Annotated in this window: 15 protein-coding genes; 4 read left to right on the top strand and 11 right to left on the bottom strand. The window is 75.8% G+C overall.

Annotation, left to right across the window (positions count from 1 at the left end):
• Window positions 1-4 precede the first annotated feature (4 nt).
• The 7 genes from FB458_RS08840 to FB458_RS08810 form a co-directional block, all read right to left on the bottom strand.
• On the bottom strand, window positions 5-745 hold the full coding sequence (locus tag FB458_RS08840) for a hypothetical protein (RefSeq protein WP_141848173.1): 741 nt from the start codon (window positions 743-745) through the stop codon (window positions 5-7).
• Window positions 742-4,128 (bottom strand): polysaccharide biosynthesis protein, encoded by a 3,387-nt coding sequence (locus FB458_RS08835; RefSeq protein ID WP_141848172.1) that lies wholly within the window; start codon window positions 4,126-4,128, stop codon window positions 742-744. The genes FB458_RS08840 and FB458_RS08835 overlap by 4 nt, the downstream gene beginning before the upstream one ends.
• A gap of 82 nt (window positions 4,129-4,210) precedes the next feature.
• Window positions 4,211-4,606 carry a phosphomannose isomerase type II C-terminal cupin domain gene (locus tag FB458_RS08830; RefSeq protein WP_141848171.1) on the bottom strand — a complete coding sequence of 132 codons (396 nt, stop codon included), beginning with the start codon at window positions 4,604-4,606 and terminating at the stop codon, window positions 4,211-4,213.
• Complete coding sequence (locus tag FB458_RS08825; protein ID WP_141848170.1) at window positions 4,603-5,817, bottom strand: glycosyltransferase family 4 protein; 1,215 nt, start codon at window positions 5,815-5,817, stop codon at window positions 4,603-4,605. Before FB458_RS08825 ends, FB458_RS08830 begins: the two co-directional genes overlap by 4 nt.
• Window positions 5,814-6,497, bottom strand: a complete 684-nt coding sequence (locus tag FB458_RS08820) for a class F sortase (RefSeq protein ID WP_141848169.1) — start codon at window positions 6,495-6,497, stop codon at window positions 5,814-5,816. The genes FB458_RS08825 and FB458_RS08820 overlap by 4 nt, the downstream gene beginning before the upstream one ends.
• 14 nt (window positions 6,498-6,511) lie before the next feature.
• Window positions 6,512-7,450 (bottom strand): DUF4397 domain-containing protein, encoded by a 939-nt coding sequence (locus tag FB458_RS08815; RefSeq protein WP_141848168.1) that lies wholly within the window; start codon window positions 7,448-7,450, stop codon window positions 6,512-6,514.
• On the bottom strand, window positions 7,447-7,845 hold the full coding sequence (locus FB458_RS08810; RefSeq protein WP_246061525.1) for a glycosyltransferase: 399 nt from the start codon (window positions 7,843-7,845) through the stop codon (window positions 7,447-7,449). Before FB458_RS08810 ends, FB458_RS08815 begins: the two co-directional genes overlap by 4 nt.
• Between FB458_RS08810 and FB458_RS08805 the strand changes: the two genes are divergently transcribed.
• The 4 genes from FB458_RS08805 to FB458_RS08790 all read left to right on the top strand — a co-directional run bounded on the left by FB458_RS08805 (window position 7,783) and on the right by FB458_RS08790 (window position 12,439).
• Window positions 7,783-9,438: a glycoside hydrolase 5 family protein gene (locus FB458_RS08805; RefSeq protein ID WP_246061674.1), complete on the top strand. Its 1,656-nt coding sequence runs from the start codon at window positions 7,783-7,785 to the stop codon at window positions 9,436-9,438. The two genes, FB458_RS08810 and FB458_RS08805, sit on opposite strands and share 63 nt — an antisense overlap.
• A gap of 4 nt (window positions 9,439-9,442) precedes the next feature.
• Complete coding sequence (locus tag FB458_RS08800) at window positions 9,443-9,892, top strand: MarR family winged helix-turn-helix transcriptional regulator (RefSeq protein ID WP_141848165.1); 450 nt, start codon at window positions 9,443-9,445, stop codon at window positions 9,890-9,892.
• 133 nt (window positions 9,893-10,025) lie between these two features.
• The gene (locus tag FB458_RS22050; RefSeq protein ID WP_170185610.1) at window positions 10,026-10,544 is read left to right on the top strand and encodes a MarR family winged helix-turn-helix transcriptional regulator; all 519 of its coding nucleotides are present in this window, start codon (window positions 10,026-10,028) and stop codon (window positions 10,542-10,544) included.
• Entirely contained in the window at window positions 10,541-12,439 is a 1,899-nt protein-coding gene (locus FB458_RS08790; protein ID WP_342778045.1) for an MDR family MFS transporter, read from the top strand. The genes FB458_RS22050 and FB458_RS08790 overlap by 4 nt, the downstream gene beginning before the upstream one ends.
• 25 nt (window positions 12,440-12,464) lie before the next feature.
• Here FB458_RS08790 and FB458_RS08785 read toward each other — a convergent pair whose 3' ends face one another.
• The 4 genes from FB458_RS08785 to FB458_RS21840 all read right to left on the bottom strand — a co-directional run bounded on the left by FB458_RS08785 (window position 12,465) and on the right by FB458_RS21840 (window position 18,098).
• A complete protein-coding gene (locus tag FB458_RS08785; protein ID WP_170185609.1) occupies window positions 12,465-13,706 on the bottom strand; it encodes an outer membrane protein assembly factor BamB family protein in 1,242 nt (413 codons plus the stop codon).
• 119 nt (window positions 13,707-13,825) lie between these two features.
• Window positions 13,826-15,136, bottom strand: coding sequence for a DUF1501 domain-containing protein (locus tag FB458_RS08780; protein ID WP_211355978.1), 1,311 nt, complete (start codon window positions 15,134-15,136; stop codon window positions 13,826-13,828).
• 14 nt (window positions 15,137-15,150) lie between these two features.
• On the bottom strand, window positions 15,151-17,058 hold the full coding sequence (locus FB458_RS21850; protein WP_141848162.1) for a DUF1800 domain-containing protein: 1,908 nt from the start codon (window positions 17,056-17,058) through the stop codon (window positions 15,151-15,153).
• A 323-nt stretch (window positions 17,059-17,381) separates the two neighbouring features.
• The gene (locus tag FB458_RS21840; protein ID WP_141848161.1) at window positions 17,382-18,098 is read right to left on the bottom strand and encodes an FAD-binding oxidoreductase; all 717 of its coding nucleotides are present in this window, start codon (window positions 18,096-18,098) and stop codon (window positions 17,382-17,384) included.
• Between the last annotated feature and the right edge of the window lie 2 nt (window positions 18,099-18,100).

Raw genomic sequence — 18,100 nt, 5'->3', positions numbered from 1 at the left:
GGGTTCACCGGTCGAGGATGATCGTGCGCAGGGGCTGCGGCTGGTCAGGGCGGTTGAGCGTGATGGTGTAGCGGCCGGTCGCGGGCAGGGCGACGCGGACGGTCACCGGGTGGCCCGGGGTCGGGGTGACGAGCGGGTAGCTGACGTCGGACCCGTCGAGCGCGGTGCGCACCTCGAGGGGGCCGCTGGTCGAGCCCGTGCTGACGACGACGTCGACCGCCGTGCCCTGCACCGGGCCGAGCGAGAACTGGAGCGGGGCGACCGAGGTGGCCTCGACCGAGCGCAGCGAGACCCCGACGGCGGCGCCGACGACGAGCAGGCCCGCGGCCACCCACGGCACGGTGCGCAGCACCGAGGTGCGGGCGAGCCGCCCCACCCGGGGCCCGACGGGCCGCGGACGGGTGGCGGCCACCACGAGGGCGACCACCCCGGCGAGCGCGACGGCGAGCGCCCACGGGCGCGGCCGCAGCTCGAGCGGCGTCGAGCCGAGCACGAGCCCGAGCAGGACGAGGGCGACGAGCAGGCCGCCCACCGCGACGAGGAGCCGGTCGAGCAGGCCGCGGCGGCGCAGCGCCGCCAGCCGGTCGGCGGCGGCCAGCGCCCCGAGCAGGAGCACGGTGCCGGCGACCAGCGCGGGCGCGCCCGCGAGGACGGCGACGAGGCCGACGACCAGCGCGAGGGCCGGCGCGAGCAGGTCGGTCCGGCGGCGCAGCGGGGTCGGGGCGGTGAGGACGAGGCCGCTCACGAGGCACCTCCCTGCTCGAGGGCGCCGAGGTCGTAGACGACCACGGAGCCGTTGTCGTAGAGGACGTCGACGCCCGGGACGGACGAGAACTTGCGCAGCGCCTGGGCCGGCACCGGGGTGGTCCGGTCGTCGCCGCCGAACTCGCCGCTCTCGATGTAGACGCCCTGGTTGGGCAGGCCGAAGGCGTTGCGCCGGTCGGCCACGAGGTAGCGGATGCCCGCCGCCTTGATCTCGCGGACGTCCTCCGGGGTGAACTGCGGGTCGAGCAGCAGCCGCGAGGCGTCGACGCCGGTGCCGATGTGGGTGACGGCGTACTGGTGGCCGTCGGCCGCGGCGAGCAGCGCGCCCACCCGGTCGGCGTAGACCCGGCTCTCGGCCGGCAGGTTCTGCGCCATCCAGTCGGCGGCCGCGAGGTTGTCGGCGTCGACGGTGCGGGCGTCGTCGGAGACCCGGAACGGGCCCGGCAGCTGCGACGAGACCGACCCTGCGCCGAGGATGATGCTTCCGAGGAAGACGACGGCAGCACCGGCGGACAGCACGGCAGTGCGCCACCAGCGGACCGGCGTGCGCCAGATCCACCAGGCGACGACGAACGCGACCCCGAGGAAGACGAAGCCGGCGGACCGGTCGCCCACCTCGGCGGTGGAGACGGTGAGGTGCCCGCCCGGGATGATCGGGTAGATCACCGCGACGAGCAGCAGCAGCGTCACCACGGCGACGCGGCGGCGCAGCAGGGTGCGCGCCCGCCACAGCGCCGGCACGAGGACCGCGAGGGTCAGCACGAGCGAGGCGACGATGAGCACCTGCTCCCACGGCTGGGTGAGGACACCGGCGCTGTTCTGGAAGACCTTGCGCTGCTGCTGGCCGGAGAGCACCTTGACCAGCGCGTTGGCCGAGCTGTCACCGATGGCGGTGAGGTAGCTGACCAGGCTGTTGCCCGGGTTGAGCAGCGTGACGGCGAAGGCGGCCACCGCGACCGCGACCATCGCCGCGAGCGACCGGCCGGCGTTCGGCCGGCCCCGGCGCAGGCCGAGCTCGAGGGCCCACCAGACGACGAAGACGGCGATGAGCAGCACGGCGGTGACGTGGTGGGTGAAGACCACGGCGACGCTCGCGAGGGCGCCGGGCAGCAGGCTCGTGCGGGTCCCCTGGACGCGGGTGGCGACGAGGTAGACGGTGAGCACCGCGAGCGGCAGCGCGAGGGTCTGGTAGGAGAACTGGCTGTTGAAGAACAGCATCTGCGGGTTGCACGCGTAGACCACGACGGCCGCGGCGCCGGCCCGGCGCGAGCCGGTGAGGTGCGCGACGAGCAGGAGCAGCGCGAGGGCGATGACGAGCCGGGCGGCGAGCAGGACGACGACGGCCGCGGTGTGCGGCGCGATGCCGGTCAGCTGCTGGACGGCGTCCGTGGCGACCTCGAGGCCCGGGTAGTAGCTGGTGACGGGCAGCAGCGAGTTCTCCGTGAAGAGCCGCCCGCTGTCGCCGAGCAGCCGCAGCACGTTCGCGTGGATGAGCTCGTCGTGGAACATGAACCGCGTCGGGTAGAGCACGAGCCGGGTCAGCTGGAGCAGCAGGGCCATGGCCAGGGCCAGCAGGACCCGGGTGCTCGTGCGGGCCCGCGGCAGCAGGATGCCCACGGCCGCCGGCACGAAGACGACGAGCAGACCGAGGACGTAGAGGCCCTGCGCGGGACCGCTCGTCCCGAGCTCTCGGGCCGACGCGACGCCGTACGCCATCGGGAGCAGGCCGGCGCACATGAGCAGCAGCGCGGGCCCGGGGCCGATGCGGCGGGCCAGGTGCCGGCCGCGGCGCAGCCAGGCCGGCTCCGGCCGGGCGGGGCGGGGGGTCGGGGTGGCGGCGGTGGTCCCGCTCGGCTCGGCCGGCACGTCCGTCACGGTAGCCGTCGTCGCGGTGGACCCGCGGCGGGCCGGGACGGGCACCCGGGCCAGCAGGCCGGGCCGGGCGGCGACGAGCAGCGGCACCGACAGCACGACGGCCTCGACGGCGAGGACGCAGACCCAGCCGACGGCCATCCCCAGCGCGCCCCCGGTCGTGCGGGCGCCGACGTACGCCGCCGCGAGCTCGGCGACGGTGAAACCGACCATGACGAGCGTCGCGTTGGTCGTGCGGTCCTGGACCCGGCGCAGCGCGACGAAGTGGTCCTTGACGACGAAGAAGAGCCCGGCGAGGGCCATGACCCGCAGGATCGTGGCGCCCTCGTCGGAGTACGCCGCCCCGAAGACCCGCAGGACGTACGGCGCCAGGGGGAACAGCAGGAGGTTGGCCAAAAGGCTGATGCCGAGAGAGACCGGCAGGGTCAGCCTCATCCGCGAGAGGACGGCGCGCTCGTCGCCGTCGGCCGACGCGAAGAGGCCGACGGTGATGCTGTAGGGCAGCGTGAAGACGACGCCGGTGACCTGCAGCGCGCTGGTGAAGATGCCGTTCTCGCGGCTGGAGACGATGACGAGGACGAGCAGCGGCAGCAGCTGCAGCGGGGCCTGGAGCGTCGTGTTGAGCGCGTGGTGCGACAGGGCGAGCCGGCCGAGGCCGCGCAGGCGGCGCGGGTCGACCAGGCGGCCCGGGTGCTCCAGCGCCCGGCCCCCGCGGGTGCGCCAGGCGACGAGCGGCAGCGAGACGAGCGTGCCGATCGCCCAGGCGACGAAGATCGTCATCCCGCCGGTCGCGCCGGCGAGGGCGAGCCCGCCGAGGACGGCGAGCTTGACGACGCTGGCGACGGCGTTGCGCTCGGTCTGCAGCCGGCCGCTGCCGAGCACGAGGACGGCCTGGTCCGCGACGAGCCCGACCGACATGAGCGCCGTCCCGGCGGCGAACGCGAGGACGGACCACGGCGAGCCGACGATCGGCCCGAGGTTCTCCAGACCGACCAGGTGGTAGGCGACGAGCGGGACGACGACGGCGAGGACGGCCGACACCGTGGCCGTGAAGGCCAGCGCGGTGCGCACGAGGACGCGGCGGTCGCCCTGCTCCGTGCGCGGCAGGCGGCTGATGAGCAGCGTGCCGAGCCCGCAGGTGCCGAAGGTGCCGAGCAGCGTCATCATCGAGATGGCGGCGCCGCCGACCCCGACCGAGCTCACCGAGAACTGGCGCGCGGCCAGCAGCCAGAAGGCGAGGCCGAGCGCGCTGGTGAGGGCGTAGGTGCTGACGAGGGACGCGCTGATGGCGGCGATGCGCTTGAGACCGCTCGCCGCCGCCTCGTCGGCGGCGCGGTCCCCCACGCGGCGCTCGACGCGCGACGTGTCGACGTCGCCGAGGTCGCCGACGTCGCCGACGTCGCCGACGACGGGGAACCCGGCGGCTGCCGGGTCCCCTGCGGCCGCCGCGGCGCGCGCGGCGTCCTGCGTCGTGTCGGTGGTCGTGGTCAACTCGTGCTCCTCACGCCGGTCGGGACCGGCAGGTACGGCAGGGGCGGCAGGTGCTGCGGGGGTGGGGGGTGGAGCCGGCGGCTCAGGAGCGGGCGTAGTCGTCCTGGAGCCGCTCGATGTCGTCCTCGTCGAAGTGGCCGTAGCCGATCTCGAGGACCTGCGCGGGCTCGACGCCCGTGTTGCCCATCCGGTGCGTGGCCCCGCACGGCACCCAGACGACCTCGCCGACCTGAGCCTCCCAGGCGCGGCCGTCGACCTCGACGGCCAGCGGGCCGGCCAGGACCTGCCAGCGCTCCGCGCGGTGCTCGTGGCGCTGCAGGCTGAGCCGGGCCGCGGGCTCGACGGTGATGATCTTGACGGTCGTCGTCTCGTTGTGGGTCAGCTGCTCGAACCGGCCCCAGGGCCGGTGCACGAGCCCGGTGTCCGGCAGGTCGGCCGGGACGGGCGAGGACAGGGTGGGCTGGGTGGTCAGGGTCATGACTCTCCTCCGAGGGACCGTGCGGGCTGTGCGGACGTCAGGGGGTGGACCGCGGCGACGACGCCGAACCGGTCCGGGGCGGCGGCGAGGTCGCCGACGGCGTGGCGGATCCGGGTGACGACGTGCGACCACCGGTGCTCGCGCTCCACGGCGGCGCGGCCGGCCCGGCCGAGGGCGGCCGCGTGCTCGGGCCGGCGCAGCAGGTCGACGAGCTGGGCGGCGAGGCGCGGGACGAGGTCGGCGCCGGGCTCGACGAGCGTGCCGGTGACACCGTCGAGGACCATCTCGGGCACCCCGCACTGCCGGGTCGCGACGACCGGGCGGGCGTGCGCCATCGCCTCGAGGACGACGAGCGGGAAGGGGTCGAACGTCGAGGGCAGGGCCAGCACCGCGGACCGCTCGTAGAGCCGGTCCATCTCGGCGCGGTCGTGCACGCGACCGACCACCTCGACGCCGTCGGGCAGCCCCTCGGACGGGACGGCGTACGACGTCCCGACGAGGGTGAGGGTCGCGGCGGGCACCTGCGCGCGGACGAGGGCGAAGGCCTGCAGGAGCGCCTCGCCGCCCTTGCGGACGAAATCGTTGCCGACGAAGAGGATCGCGGGCTCGGCCGGGTACGGCGACGCAGTGGGCAGCTCGGCGACGTTGGCGCCGGCGCCGACGACGGCCACCCGCTCGGCGGGCACGTCGTACTCCTCGACGAGGGAGCGCCGGGTGGCCTCGCTGAAGGCGAGGACGTGCGCGGCGCGGTGGTACTGCGCGCGCTCGCGGTCCAGCCAGCGCTGCAGGGCGCGGCCGGTCAGCGGGTTCCAGTCGGGCCAGTGCTCCATCGACTGCCGGTGGGTGCAGTCGACGTAGAGGACGGTGCGCGGGTCGTCGAGGACGAAGAGGGCGTGGGTCTGCACGACGACGTCGTACGACGTCCCGTCGGCGGCGAGGGCGCGCAGCGCGCGCTCGGCGCGGCGCGAGCGCAGCCGCACGGCGAGGTCGCTCTTGAAGAAGCGCTCGGCCCAGGCGCGGCGGTCGGGCCGGAACGTCGCGGCGGCGACGAGCAGGCGCTCGGCCCGCGACAGCTCGGCGTCGATGCGTCCGACGACCTGCGTCTGCTCGGCGAGGGCGGCGGAGAGGTAGCCGGTGAGGGCGTCGCCGCGGTCGGCGAGGACGACGCGCAGCGGACCGGTGCGGCCGGTGCTCCCGGGGTGGCGGCTCATGAGGCGAACACCACGACGTTGGACTGGTAGCCGCCGCGGTCGCGGACGTAGGCGCCGCCGCAGGTGATGAGGCGCAGCGCCGGCCCGGGCACGGGGCCGTAGGTGGCCGCGGTCGGGAAGTCGGACTTGGCGAAGGTGAGGGTGCCGTCGACGGTGAAGCGCGCCTGGGCGCCGTCGCGGAGGGTGACGACGACCGGGTCGCCGACCTTCAGGTCGCGCAGCCTGGCGAAGACGGCCGGGCCGGTGCGCGAGTCGACGTGGCCGAGGACGACGGCCGGGCCGCGCTGGCCCGGGGCCGGGCCCTGGTCGAACCAGCCCGTGGCGTCCGGGTCGGACGGCACCTGGACGGAGCCGTCGGCCGCGAGACCGAGCTCGCCGACGACGGCGTCGAGGCCGATGGACGGGGCCTGGATCCGCACGGGCCGCAGCCCGGCGGGGACGGCCGGGCCGCTGGAGCCGCCGGCCGGGACCTTGACCTCGCCGGCCTGGGCGGCGGCGGTCGCCCCGGTCGTGCCGGTGGGGGTGGTCCCGGTGGGCGAGCCGTCGGGTGAGGTCGACGGCGGGGCGGAGGTGGTGGTCGCCGCGGTGGACGGGGTGAGCGTGGACGCCCCTCCCGCCGCGCCGCAGCCCGCGAGCAGGACGGCGCCCCCGAGCGCCGCGACGGCCGAGGGGACCGTCACGCGCCGCCGCCGGCTCACCGGACCCGTCCGGGACGGCGGCGGGCGACGACCGCGCCGAACGCGGCGAGGACTGCGAGGGCGGCGACGGCCGCCGGGGCGACGAGCGGCGACGGCGCGGTGGTGCCGGCGCCCGCGGCGAGGCCGCCGAGACCGGTGGCGGCGCCGCCGGCGGGCAGGGCCGCGGACCCGGCGGCGTCGGTGACGAGCTGCACGCGCAGCCCACCGTCGCTGTCGAGCGCGATCGCCGTGTAGACGTTTCCGCTCTCGAGGCTGATCCGCTGGGTGGCCGGCGTGGCACCGGAGCCGCCGAGGGTGAGGGTCCACGGGCCCTTCGGGACGGTGGCGTACGGCGTCACCTGGCCGAGCACCGCGCCCGAGGCGAGCGTCGGGCCGTTCTGGGCGGCGACGTCGAGACTGGTGGCCGACGCCGAGGCGTCGAGCAGGCGGACCCGGGCCGAGCCGGCGGCGGGCGGCGTGAGGTCGTCGCCGAGCACGACGAGCCGCGGAGCGGACGCGTTGCCGACGACGGCGACCGTGTGGGCCGAGCCCGCGGTGACGCTGAACGAGCGGGTGAGCAGCGGCGCGGTCGACGGCTGCGCCCCGGAGGAGCGGATCTGCACGGTGTAGGAGCCCGGCGCGATCTTCTGGTACGACGTCATGTCGCCGTACGTCGCCCCGGGGGACATGACGACCGACGAGGGCGCACCGGCGGACGAGCCCTCCGGGAGCAGGTCGACGCGGGCGGCCCCGAAGCCGGGCACGAAGTGGCCGGCGCGGATCCAGGCGGCACCGGGCGGGGTCGCGCCGGCGGTGTCGTCGGCCGCCGCGGACCCGGCGGTCGCGAGCCCGAGGGTGGCGACGAGGACGGCGACGGCGGTCAGGAGGGCGCCGAGCAGGCCGGCGCGACGCGCGCCGCGCGCGGCGTGGCGGGTCGAGGTGGTGGTGCGGGTCATGAGGCGCTCCTGACGGGGACGGCGGTGTTCTCGGAGGGGGCGGTGGACGGGGACGGGGTGCCCGTGAGGGTCGCCACGAGGTCGAGGTAGGCGTCGGTCGTGCGGTCCCAGCTGTGCGGGTCGTCGTACCGCTGCCCGCGGCGGTCGGCGAGCTCGACGAGCGCCTCGGCCAGCGCCTGCGGGTCGCGGGCGGGGACGAGGAGGGCGCCCGCGTAGTCGCCGGCGGCGTCGACCAGGCCGCCGACGGCGGTGACGGCGACGGGGAGCCCGGCGCTCATCGCCATGTGCAGCGGACCGGACGAGGACGAGCGGTGGTAGGGCAGGACGACGGCGTGGGCCGCGGCGAAGTGCGCCCGGGCCTCCTCGTCGGTGACGTAGCGGTTGACGACCTCGATCTGAACCTCTACTGGACCGGCCTCGACGAGAACGTCGCCGGCGTCGACCCGGACGCCGGCCAGTCGGTCGCCTACCCCACGGCGTTCCGGATCCGCGACGGCCTGCGCGCCGCCCGCGAGCTCGGCGCCACCGTCGTGCGCGCCCACACCGTCGGCATCTCCACCGGCAGCCCGCTCTCCCTCGAGCCCTCGATGGGCCTGTGGAACCCGGCCGCGTGGGGCCCGATCGACCTCACGGTCGCCGAGGCCGGGCGGCTCGGGCTGCGGCTGATCGTCCCGCTCAGCGACAACGGGCGGTACTACCATGGCGGCCGGTACGACGTCCTGCGCTGGCTCGGCCTCGACACGACCTACCCGGGGACCGCGTTCTACAGCGACCCGCGCGCCATCGCCGCCTACCAGGCGCACGTCGCCGTCGTGCTCAACCACGTCAACCCGCTCACCGGACGCCGCCTCGGCGACGACCCGACGATCATGGCCTGGGAGCTCGGCAACGAGATGGACTGGGAGATCCCGTCCTGGGTCCAGGCCAACGCGGCCTTCGTCAAGACCCTCGCCCCGCGCCAGCTCGTCGCGGCCGGCCAGTCCCGCGGCGTGCAGTGGGCCGTGACGGCCTCGCCGAGCGTCGACATCTCCGACTCGCACTACTACCCGCTCGACGCGGCGGCGGTCCACGCGGACGCCGCGACGGCGACCGCCGCGGGCAAGGTCTATGTCATCGGCGAGTACCCCTCGACCGACGCGGACGACACCGCCCTGCAGTCGATCGCCGCCGACCCGAACGTCAGCGGCGCGGCCGTCTGGTCGGTCATGCCGCACGGCGACCACTACGGCGTCGTCCCGCACGAGGACGGCTACACGCTGCACGTCCCCGGCGACGACGCCGCGATGCAGGGACGGATCGACGCGATCCGCCGCTTCGGGACGGCGCTCGGCCAGCCGGTCCTGCCCACCGCGCCGACGGCGCAGAAGCCGCTCGTCACCTCCGTCTCCGCCCCCGTCTCCGGGGTGCGGACCGTGCGCTGGCGCGGGACGTCGGCGGCGACGTCGTACGTCGTCTCGGTGGTGGCGGCGGGCGGGGCGACGACGACGAGCCCGTCCCTGCCGGGGTCGCAGACGTCGTGGACGGTCGCCTCGAGCGGCGCCGCCACGGTGTCGGTCACCGGGTACGACGCCTCCGGCCTGTCCGTCGGCTCGGGCGGCCTCGGTGTCGGCACCGGCGCGGTCGTGGCCGACCCGCTGGAGGACTGGTACCTCACCTCGGGCCGGTCGGGCGGCGTGCAGCGCACCTCGCCGTGGCCCGCCGCGCAGGTCGCGCCGTCCTCCTGCTCCGGCCAGGGCGACTGGGTCTCGTGGCCGGGGCCGCACGTGACGTCGCTGGTCGTCACCATCGGCCCGTCCTCGTCCCCCTCCCCGTGGCTCGAGGCGCAGTCGAGCAGCGGGTCCTGGTCCGCGGTCCCGACGACGACGCGCAGCACCGCCGACGGCGGACGCACGCTCACCGCCGGCGTCCCCGGCGCCGCCGCCGTCCGGGTCCGCTGGGCGGCCGGGACCTGCGCACCGCTCACCCGGGTGGCCGTGGGCCTAGGCTGATCAGATGCCGAACCGTCCCGGCCTGACCGGCGTCGAACGAGAACTCACCCGACTGCTCCGGCGGGCCCGGGCCACGTCCGGGGCGATCGCGGCGGAGGTGCACCCCGACCTCGACCCGTCGTCGTACGCCGTCCTCGTCACGGTGCTCGAGCTGTCCGAGACCCTCACCGAGGGGGTCCGGGCGGCCGACGTCGCCGAACGGCTCGGGCTGCACAAGTCGACGATGAGCCGCAACATCACGCTGCTCGAGAAGCTCGGCCTGCTGGAGCGCGTCACCTCCCCCACCGACGCGCGGGCCCGGCTGCTGCACCTCACCGAGAGCGGCAGCGAGGCGCTCGGCACCGCGCTGGCGGCGCGGCGGGTCCGGATCGCCGAGGCGCTCGACGCGTGGACCCCCGACGAGCTCGGCGACCTCTCGCGGCTGCTCGGCCGGCTCAACGACGACCTGGAGTAGCTCCTCCCGCCCGCGGGGCGCCGCGCTGAACGCCACCGATTCGATGGGATCCAGCGCGCCCCGCCGCCCCCCTGTGGTTGCGTCAAGCAACTTCTTGGTTTAAAGTTGCTTGCGACAACCAAGGAGGAATGCTGTGAGCGTCACCCCGGACACCGCCGGCGACCTGCTCGCGGGGGTGAGCCGTCTGGTCCGCACCGCGAGGAGCTACGCCCACCTGCGTGAGCAGCAGCTCGGCCGCGCGGGCCTGACCCACGGCGTGCTGCTCAAGCTCGCGCACGGGCCGCTGCGTCCCGGCGACCTGGCGACCCTGCTGCACGTCTCGCCGTCGGCGGTGTCGCGCACCGCCGCCGCCCTCGTCGAGGAGGGCTGGGTCCGCCGCACCAGCGACCCGGCCGACGGCCGGGCCTGCTCGCTCGCCCTCACCGAGGCCGGCACCGGCCGGCTCGAGGCCATGCGGGCCCAGCAGGCCGAGGTCCTCACGAGCATGCTCCACGACTGGGACGAGGACACGGTCGCGACCCTCGCGACCCTCCTCGGCCAGCTGAGCGAGGCCCTCGAGCAGGCCGTCGACACCAGCCGCCACCCCGGCACCCCGAGCGCCGCCGCGCTCGCCGCCCCCTCCACCACCCGTCCCCAGGAAGCCCTCGTATGACCGCCACCGTCACCCGCCCGACCGGGACGGCGACCGACGTCGCCGCCCCCCACGAACCGGCGCCCGCGCCCCACGACCCGCACCCCTCGCACCACGACGAGATGACGCACGCGGAGATCCTGCGCGCGATGACCGGCCTCATGGCCGCGCTCTTCACCGCGCTCATCTCCTCGACCATCGTCTCGACCGCGCTGCCGACGATCATCGGCGCGCTGCACGGCACCCAGCGCCAGTACACCTGGGTCATCACCGCCTCGCTGCTCGCGACGACGGTGACCACCCCGATCTGGGGCAAGCTCGCCGACCTGTTCAGCAAGAAGGTCCTCGTCCAGGCCTCGATCGTCGTCTTCGTCGTCGGCTCGATCGCCGCCGGCCTGTCCGAGTCGGTGCCCTTCCTCATCGCCTGCCGCGTCGTGCAGGGCATCGGCATGGGCGGCCTGACCGCGCTCGCCCAGGCGATCATGGGCGCGATCGTCGCCCCCCGCCAGCGCGGCCGCTACTCCGGCTACCTCGGCGCGGTGATGGCCGTCTCCACCGTCAGCGGCCCGCTGCTCGGCGGTGTCATCGTCGACCACCTCGGCTGGCGCTGGACCTTCTACGTCTGCGTCCCGCTCGCCGTCATCGCGCTCTTCGTCCTCCAGGCGCAGCTGCACCTGCCGACGGTCAAGCGCGCCGTCTCGATCGACTACTGGGGCGCCGTGCTCATCACCGTCACCGCGTCGCTGCCCCTGCTGTGGGTCACCTTCGCCGGCACGGACTTCGACTGGGTGTCCGGCCAGAGCGCGCTCTACCTCGGTGCGACCCTGCTCGGCGCGGTCCTCTTCGTCCTCGTCGAGAACCGCGCGGCCGAGCCGCTCGTGCCGCTGCACGTCCTGCGCAACCGCACCGCCGCCCTCGTCATCCTCGCCAGCGTCGCCGTCGGCATCTCGCTCTTCGGCGCGGCCACCTTCCTGGGACAGTACTTCCAGCTCGCCCTCGGCAAGACGCCGACGACCGCCGGCCTGCTGACCATCCCGCTCATGGCCGGCTCGATGATCTCCTCGATCGGCGCCGGGCAGATCATCACCCGCACCGGCCGCTGGAAGATCTTCCTCGTCCTCGGCGGCCTGCTCATGGCCGGCGGCCTCTTCGCCCTCGGCACGGTCGACCACGCGACGCCGGTCTGGCACACACAGGTCTACATGGGCCTCATGGGTCTCGGCATGGGCGCGCTCACGCAGAACCTCGTGCTCGCCGTGCAGAACACCGTGGACGTGCGCGACATCGGCGCCTCGTCGGCGTCGGTCGCCTTCTTCCGCTCGCTCGGCGGCGCCATCGGCGTCTCGGCCCTCGGCGCCGTCCTCGCCACCCGGGTGCAGGACAACGTCGTGACCGGCCTCTCGGCGCTCGGCCCGCAGGCCGCGGCGGCCGCCCAGCAGGGCGGTGGCACCGGGACCCTCGACCTCGCCGACATGCCGGCGCCGGTCCGGGCGATCGTCCGGGCCGCGTACGGCGACGCGACCGGCCGGATCTTCCTCATCGCGGCGATCGTCGCCGTGGTCGCCTTCGTCGCGGTCCTCTTCATCAAGGAGGTGCCGCTGCGCACGACCGTATCGCAGGAAGCCTCTTCTCCGGCCGCCGTCGAGCAGGCCGTCGCGGGGGCGGCCGGCGGGACGGCCCCGGCCGTCGCCCAGGCGGCAATCCCCCCCGAGGCCCCCGAGGTCGACGAGCCCGCCCTCAGCCCCCGCGAGGCCGAGGCGCTCGCGGTGAGCGAGGAGCGTCGTACGGGCCGTCCGTCGGCGCGGCGCGACACCCCCGTCGTCATCGAGTACGACGCCCGTACGGCGGGCTCGTCCCCGGCCCGCCGCGACGCGGTCGCCGCCGGACGGCACCGCTACCCGCGCCGCAGGGACTGAGCGGCGCGGGTCGCGGGGCCCGGGCTCAGCCCGGCAGCGCGAACGCGGTCACAGGCGGGACGGTGTCGGTCGGCACCGTCCCGCTGGCGTACCCGAGGTAGAGCCGCCCGTTCGCGACGACCGGGTAGGCGCCGCGGGCGGTGCCCGGGATCCGGTGCACGAGCGCGCCGGTCGCGGTGTCGTACATCGCGATCCCGGCGCGGTCCTCGCCGACGACGACGAGGTCGCCGAGGACCAGCGGGGAGGTGACCGCCCCGGGCCGGCGCCACACCACCGACCCGTCGGTGGCGCGGCGGGCCGTCAGCGCCTGGCCGTCCGCGCGCGAGCTGGTGACGTCGAAGACCAGCGTGCCGTCGGTGGCCAGGTCGCGGTGCCGGCCGTCGGCGGTGGGGTCGAGCACGGTCTTGGTGCCGGTCGCCAGGTCGTACGACGTCAGCCCGACCGACGTCGCGGCGACGAGGACGCGGTCGCCGAGGACCATCGGCGTCGTGCTGCCGTTGCCGCTGTGCCGGGGCGCCCTGAACGGTCGCTCCACCGTCGGCGGCACCGGGAGCGAGCCGAGCCACTTGTAGGCGTACCAGGCCACCCCACGCGGGTCGATGGCCGGCGTGCCGTAGCCGTAGGAGTCGGGGTCGTCGCCGAGGACGTTGGTGACCCGCTGCGTGGCCCCGTCGGCCTTGTCGAGGAGGACGAGCAGGCCTCCGCGGCCGACCGCGAGGGTGTCGCCGCGCACGCCGATGCCGCCACCGCCGTTCATCGTCGTCGGCGGCTTCACCGACCACAGCAGCGTCCCGTCGCTCGCCCGGAAGGCCCGCACCGTGCTGCCCGACGTGTAGACCACGCCGTGGTCGAGCGCCGGCGTGACGCCGATGGTCCCGGCGTCCTGCCGCCACACGACGCTGCCGTCCGAGGTGCGCAGCCGCACGAGCGTGCCCTCGAGGGTGTTGGTGTAGACGGCGCCGCCCTGGACGACCACCTCGCTGAAGGGCGGCGTGACGACCGGCGCGGTCCAGACGGTGCGCAGCGACGCGACGGTCGCGCGGGTGAGCGCGCCGGCACCCCGGGCCTGGCCGAGGCGCAGGTCGCTGCCGCGGGCCGTCAGCCAGTCCCCCGCGCCGGTCACCACGTCGGGGGCTGGCGGCGGCGCCCCCGCCGGGCTCGCGCTGGCCGGGCCCGGCCCGAGCGCGAGGGCGACGGCGGCGGCCAGGACCGCGGTCACGGCGACGCCGGCGCGGCCGGCCTTCCTGAGATGCCTCTGGGTCTTCACTGGACGTTCCCTCCGAGTCGACGTCGCGCCAGTGTGGACCTGGGCGACGGCCGGTGGGAGGCCCGGCGGTGCCGGTGCGCCGGGCGGTCGCCGGACGGAGGCCGCCGACGGCGCCACAGTCAGGCCATGACCCCCAGCGGGGTGCGGGACCACCCGGGGAACACGGTCGCGAGCTGGCCGTCGCTGAGCCCCAGCCGCCGACCGACGACCTCGCCGAGGACGTCGCGGTAGTCGTTCGTGCCGGGGACGTCGCCCTGGTCGAGGACCGACGGCGCGAGTCCCAGCCAGCGACCCTTGACGCCACCGGAGACGCCACCACCGAGGACGAGGCTGACCCCGCCGTGCCCGTGGTCGGCGCCGCCGCTGGCGTTCTTCTGCACGCGTCGCCCGAACTCGCTCATCGTCACGACGGTCGTCGTGTCGAGCAGCGGCCCGAGGTCGGTGGTGAAGGCCGCGAGGGCCGAGGCGAGAGCCCCGACCTGGCGCACCATGTCGCCCCAGTCGAGGGTGCCGATGCCGGTGTGCATGTCCCAGCCGCCGAGGTCGACGCAGGCCACGCGGGCCCCCGCCCCGGACCGGATGATCCGGGCGATGTCCTTGAGGGCGGACGCGAAGTCGCCCGCGGGGTACGTCGTGCTCGATGTGAGGCTCGACATCGAGGCCGCCGTCGTCACCGCGTCGCAGGCGAGCGCCGCCTGCAGGCTCACCGGGTCGTCGACGCCGGTGTACAGCCGCCGTACGGCGTCGAGGGTGCGTCCGCGCCACTGCGGGTCGGTGGCGCTGGGGACGCTGAGCGACGAGATGGAGCCGACGGTCATCGCCGTTCCGTCACCGGCCAGCGACCGCGGGGAGAGGCCGCCCAGGGCGACCGCGCGGAACGTCGTCCCGGGCCCGGTCTGCTCGAGGACCCGGTCGAGCCAGCCGGTCTGCGCGCCGGTCGCGGAGCCACCGCGCTCGAGGCAGTCCTGGGCCTGGAAGTGGCTGCGCGACAGGTCCGGCGTCGACACGGCCGGGACGGCGGCGACCTTGCCGGCGGCCACGAGCGGCGCGAGCGGCGCCATGGCCGGGTGCAGGCCGAAGCCGCGGTCCATGGCGACGAGCCGGCTCGCCGGGACGGCGATGCTGCCGCGCGCGGCGAGGTAGTCGGGGTCGGTGCCGGGCACGAGCAGCGACAGGCCGTCCAGGCCCCCGCGCAGGAAGATCACGACGAGGCAGCCGGTCGCCGCCGCCGACGGGGCGCCGTACGCCACCCGGGTGGTGACCAGCTGCGAGCCGAGCGTCGCGACGCCGACGCCCATCCCGCCGGCGAGCAGCCGGCGGCGGGTGAACCCCTTCTCCCACAGCCGTTCGCGGGTCTGGGTCTCGTGCTCCTGCTGCTCGGCGCGGGCCTGCAGGACGTCGGCCGAGGGGACACGGGTGGTGGTCGTCACGGTGGTCACGCTGGTCACCTCAGCTGGAAGTACGGGGAGTCGAGCAGAAGGGGCACCAGCCCCCAGGCGTACCAGGACGCGTTGACCATCGGCGAGGCCGCGGTGACCTGCGGCGCGAAGCCGAGGACCGCGTCGCGGTGCGCGGTGGTCATCCGCTGGCCGAGCAGGCGCACCGACAGGGCGTCGACCCACTGTCCGGCCGTCATGCCCGGCGTCACGGGGACGAGCTGGAGGACGGGGGTCGTCGTCACGCCCTTCCACCAGCCGTTGACGAGACCGCGGTGGATCGTCATCCGCTGGACGAACGAGCCGGCGTTTCCCCAGGCGGCGGCGACGTCGGGGTAGCCGTTGGGCGGCCCCCAGCCGAGCGGGGCGTGGCCGTTGGACCGCACCATCCAGTAGAGGACCTGCAGCACCCCGGCCGTGTCGGTGCCCGGCTTCAGGTCGAGCACCCGCGCGGTCCCGACGACGTCCTCGAGCGGACGACGGGTCTTCTGGCCCACGGAGGCCCAGAACTCGGCGCTGCGGAAGAGGGTCTGCAGGACGGCGCGGACCGAGGTGTCGTTGGCGAGGTAGGCGGCGGCGAGCCGGTCGAGCAGCTCCGCGGGCGGGTCGTCGCCGACGAAGCGGACGGCGAGCTTGCGGGCGATCGTCCGGGCCGTGGCGGGGTGCCCGGCGAGGTAGTCCAGGTAGGAGTCGCCGACGGCCAGGCCGTCCGCCGCGCTCGCGTTGGGCGAGGACCAGCCGAGGACGGTGAGCGGCCCGACCCAGTGCATCGTCGGCTTCCAGGCGAAGACGCCGCCGGACTGGCTGCGCCCGGTGAGCACCTTGGCGCTGGCGACGACGTCGGCCTCGGTGTAGCCGGCACCGCGGCCGACGGTGTGCAGCTCGAGCAGCTCGCGGCCGAGGTTCTCGTTGACCAGGCTCTTGCTCGAGACGTCGTTGTTGAGGTAGCCGAGCATGGCCGGGTGGCGCATGGCCGCCTTGAGCAGGTCGCGGTAGCGGCCCATCGCGAGGGGTCGGATGACGTCGGTGACGTACGACGGCACCGTGTCCCACCCCTCGCTCGGGCAGGCGACGTGCAGGTGGTCGGCCATGACGTCGACGACGACCTCGAGGAGCTGGCGACGCGAGAAGACCTGCCGGGCGAGGGTGGCCTGGCCCGTCGCGAACATGGCGTCCCAGTGGAACGGCGCGACCTGCGCGTGGACCGTCGCGGCGGAGGCCCCGGCGAGCGGGAAGAGGGCCCAGGCGGCGTCACCCTCGGGGTCGGGGATCGTCGCGGGGTCGAGCTGCCGGCTGAGCCACTCGTCGATGCCGAGCGCCCGCAGGTCGGCGAGGTCGGACGGGCGCGGGCCGAAGGTGGCCCGGCGCAGCAGGTGCAGGCCCGCGTCGTCGACGAAGACCTTCGGCGCGGTCGGGCGGGTGGTGCCCGCGACCGTGGCGAAGCCGGCGCCCACGCCGCCGTACCGGCCGGTACCGGTGGGGCGGCCGAGGGACGGGGTCCGGGTCCCGCCGGCCGTCGTGCGACGCGTGCCGGGGGCGGCGGCCGCGGTCGCCGCCGCCGAGGTGGTGCTCCCCGCCGCGCGGAGGGCCGCGACCCGGGAGGTGGCCGCCCCGCGCACGGCGGCGGTGCGGGCGGCGGTCGCCGCGGCGCCGGCGGTCTCCTCGGCGGACCGGGCGGCGACGGACCGGGCCGGCGTGGTCATCGCCCGGGCGCGCGCGCCCGGGTCGGTCGGGACGGCGGGGGGCGTGCTCCCCCGGCCCGCGGGGCGGGCGGGGACCATGCGGACGCCGGGCGCGCGCCCGGCGACGTCGAGGGCGGCGGCGACGAGCGCGCCGATCGCGGAGCGGCGGGCGGCGGGCCGGGGAGCGGGGGTCGCGGCGCGGGGCAGCGGGCGCGCGTCGGAGGAAGGTCGCATGGGCAGCGGTCCGTGGGGTGTGGGGAGGTGTGGGGCGGCGCCGGCGACCGGGGTGGGGGGACCGGGGGACGCCGCCTGACGCGATCCCGACAATACGGACACCAGGTCGAGGGCGGCAACCGGCCGAACGGACGAGCAGCGACCGGTGCGACCGGTGCGACCGGTGCGACCGGTGCGACCGGTGCGACCGGTGCGACCGGTGCGACCGGTGCGACCGGTGCGACCGGTGCGACCGGTGCGACCGGTGCGACCGGTGCGACCGGTGCGACCGGTGCGACCGGTGCGACCGGTGCGACCGGTGCGACCGGTGCGATCGGACCGGATCAGCCGGTGGCGCCGAACTGCTCGACGCGCACGACGTCGGAGCGGACCCCGACCTCGCCGAGCAGCCGGGTGGCGAACGAGGCGAAGCCGGCGGACCCGCAGACGTACGCCCGTTGCACCCCGTCGGCGAGGGGGGCGACCTCGCGCGGGGAGGGCGGGGCGCCGTACCGGCCGCCGCGGTCCTCGCGGGTGAGGGCGACGAGCGCGCCCGAGGCGGCCAGCTCGTCGGCGTACGGGAGCTCGTCCCAGGTGCGGCCGACGGCGACGACGGTGAGCCGGTCGGCCCGGCCGAGGCGGCGGGCGTAGCGCAGCATCGAGACGGCGGGGACCACGCCGGTGCCGCCGACGACGCACAGCGCACGCTGGCCGCCGGTCCACACGAACCACCGCCCGATCGGGCCGCGCAGCTCGACCTCGTCGCCGGCGCGGGCGTCGTCGTGGAGGAAGCCGCTGACCTCGCCGCCGGGCAGGCGCTCGACGAGGAGCTCGACGAGTGGCTCGACCGGGTCGGACGCGATCGAGTACGACCGCTGGGCGGTGTAGCCGTCCTCGGCCCGCAGCCGCACGACGTAGTGCTGGCCGGGCACGTGGTCGGTGCGCTCGTCGACCTCGAGCCGGATCCGCACGAGCCGCTCGCCGACGTGGTCGACCTCGGCGAGCCGGCCGGTGGTCCACGAGCGGCCGACCGGGACCGGGGTGTCGGGCTGCGCGGTCACCG

The sequence above is a fragment of the Lapillicoccus jejuensis genome, from assembly GCF_006715055.1.
In the GTDB taxonomy this organism is placed as follows: domain Bacteria; phylum Actinomycetota; class Actinomycetes; order Actinomycetales; family Dermatophilaceae; genus Lapillicoccus; species Lapillicoccus jejuensis.
Note: the sequence above shows the minus strand (reverse complement) of the source record. Positions and strands in the feature narration are given on the sequence as shown.

Coding starts and splice junctions, on each gene's coding strand:
- FB458_RS08830 (WP_141848171.1), bottom strand. CDS start 4,606: ATGACCCTGACCACCCAGCCCACCCTGTCCTCGCCCGTCCCGGCCGAC.
- FB458_RS08825 (WP_141848170.1), bottom strand. CDS start 5,817: ATGAGCCGCCACCCCGGGAGCACCGGCCGCACCGGTCCGCTGCGCGTC.
- FB458_RS08815 (WP_141848168.1), bottom strand. CDS start 7,450: ATGACCCGCACCACCACCTCGACCCGCCACGCCGCGCGCGGCGCGCGT.
- FB458_RS08800 (WP_141848165.1), top strand. CDS start 9,443: ATGCCGAACCGTCCCGGCCTGACCGGCGTCGAACGAGAACTCACCCGA.
- FB458_RS08790 (WP_342778045.1), top strand. CDS start 10,541: ATGACCGCCACCGTCACCCGCCCGACCGGGACGGCGACCGACGTCGCC.
- FB458_RS21850 (WP_141848162.1), bottom strand. CDS start 17,058: ATGCGACCTTCCTCCGACGCGCGCCCGCTGCCCCGCGCCGCGACCCCC.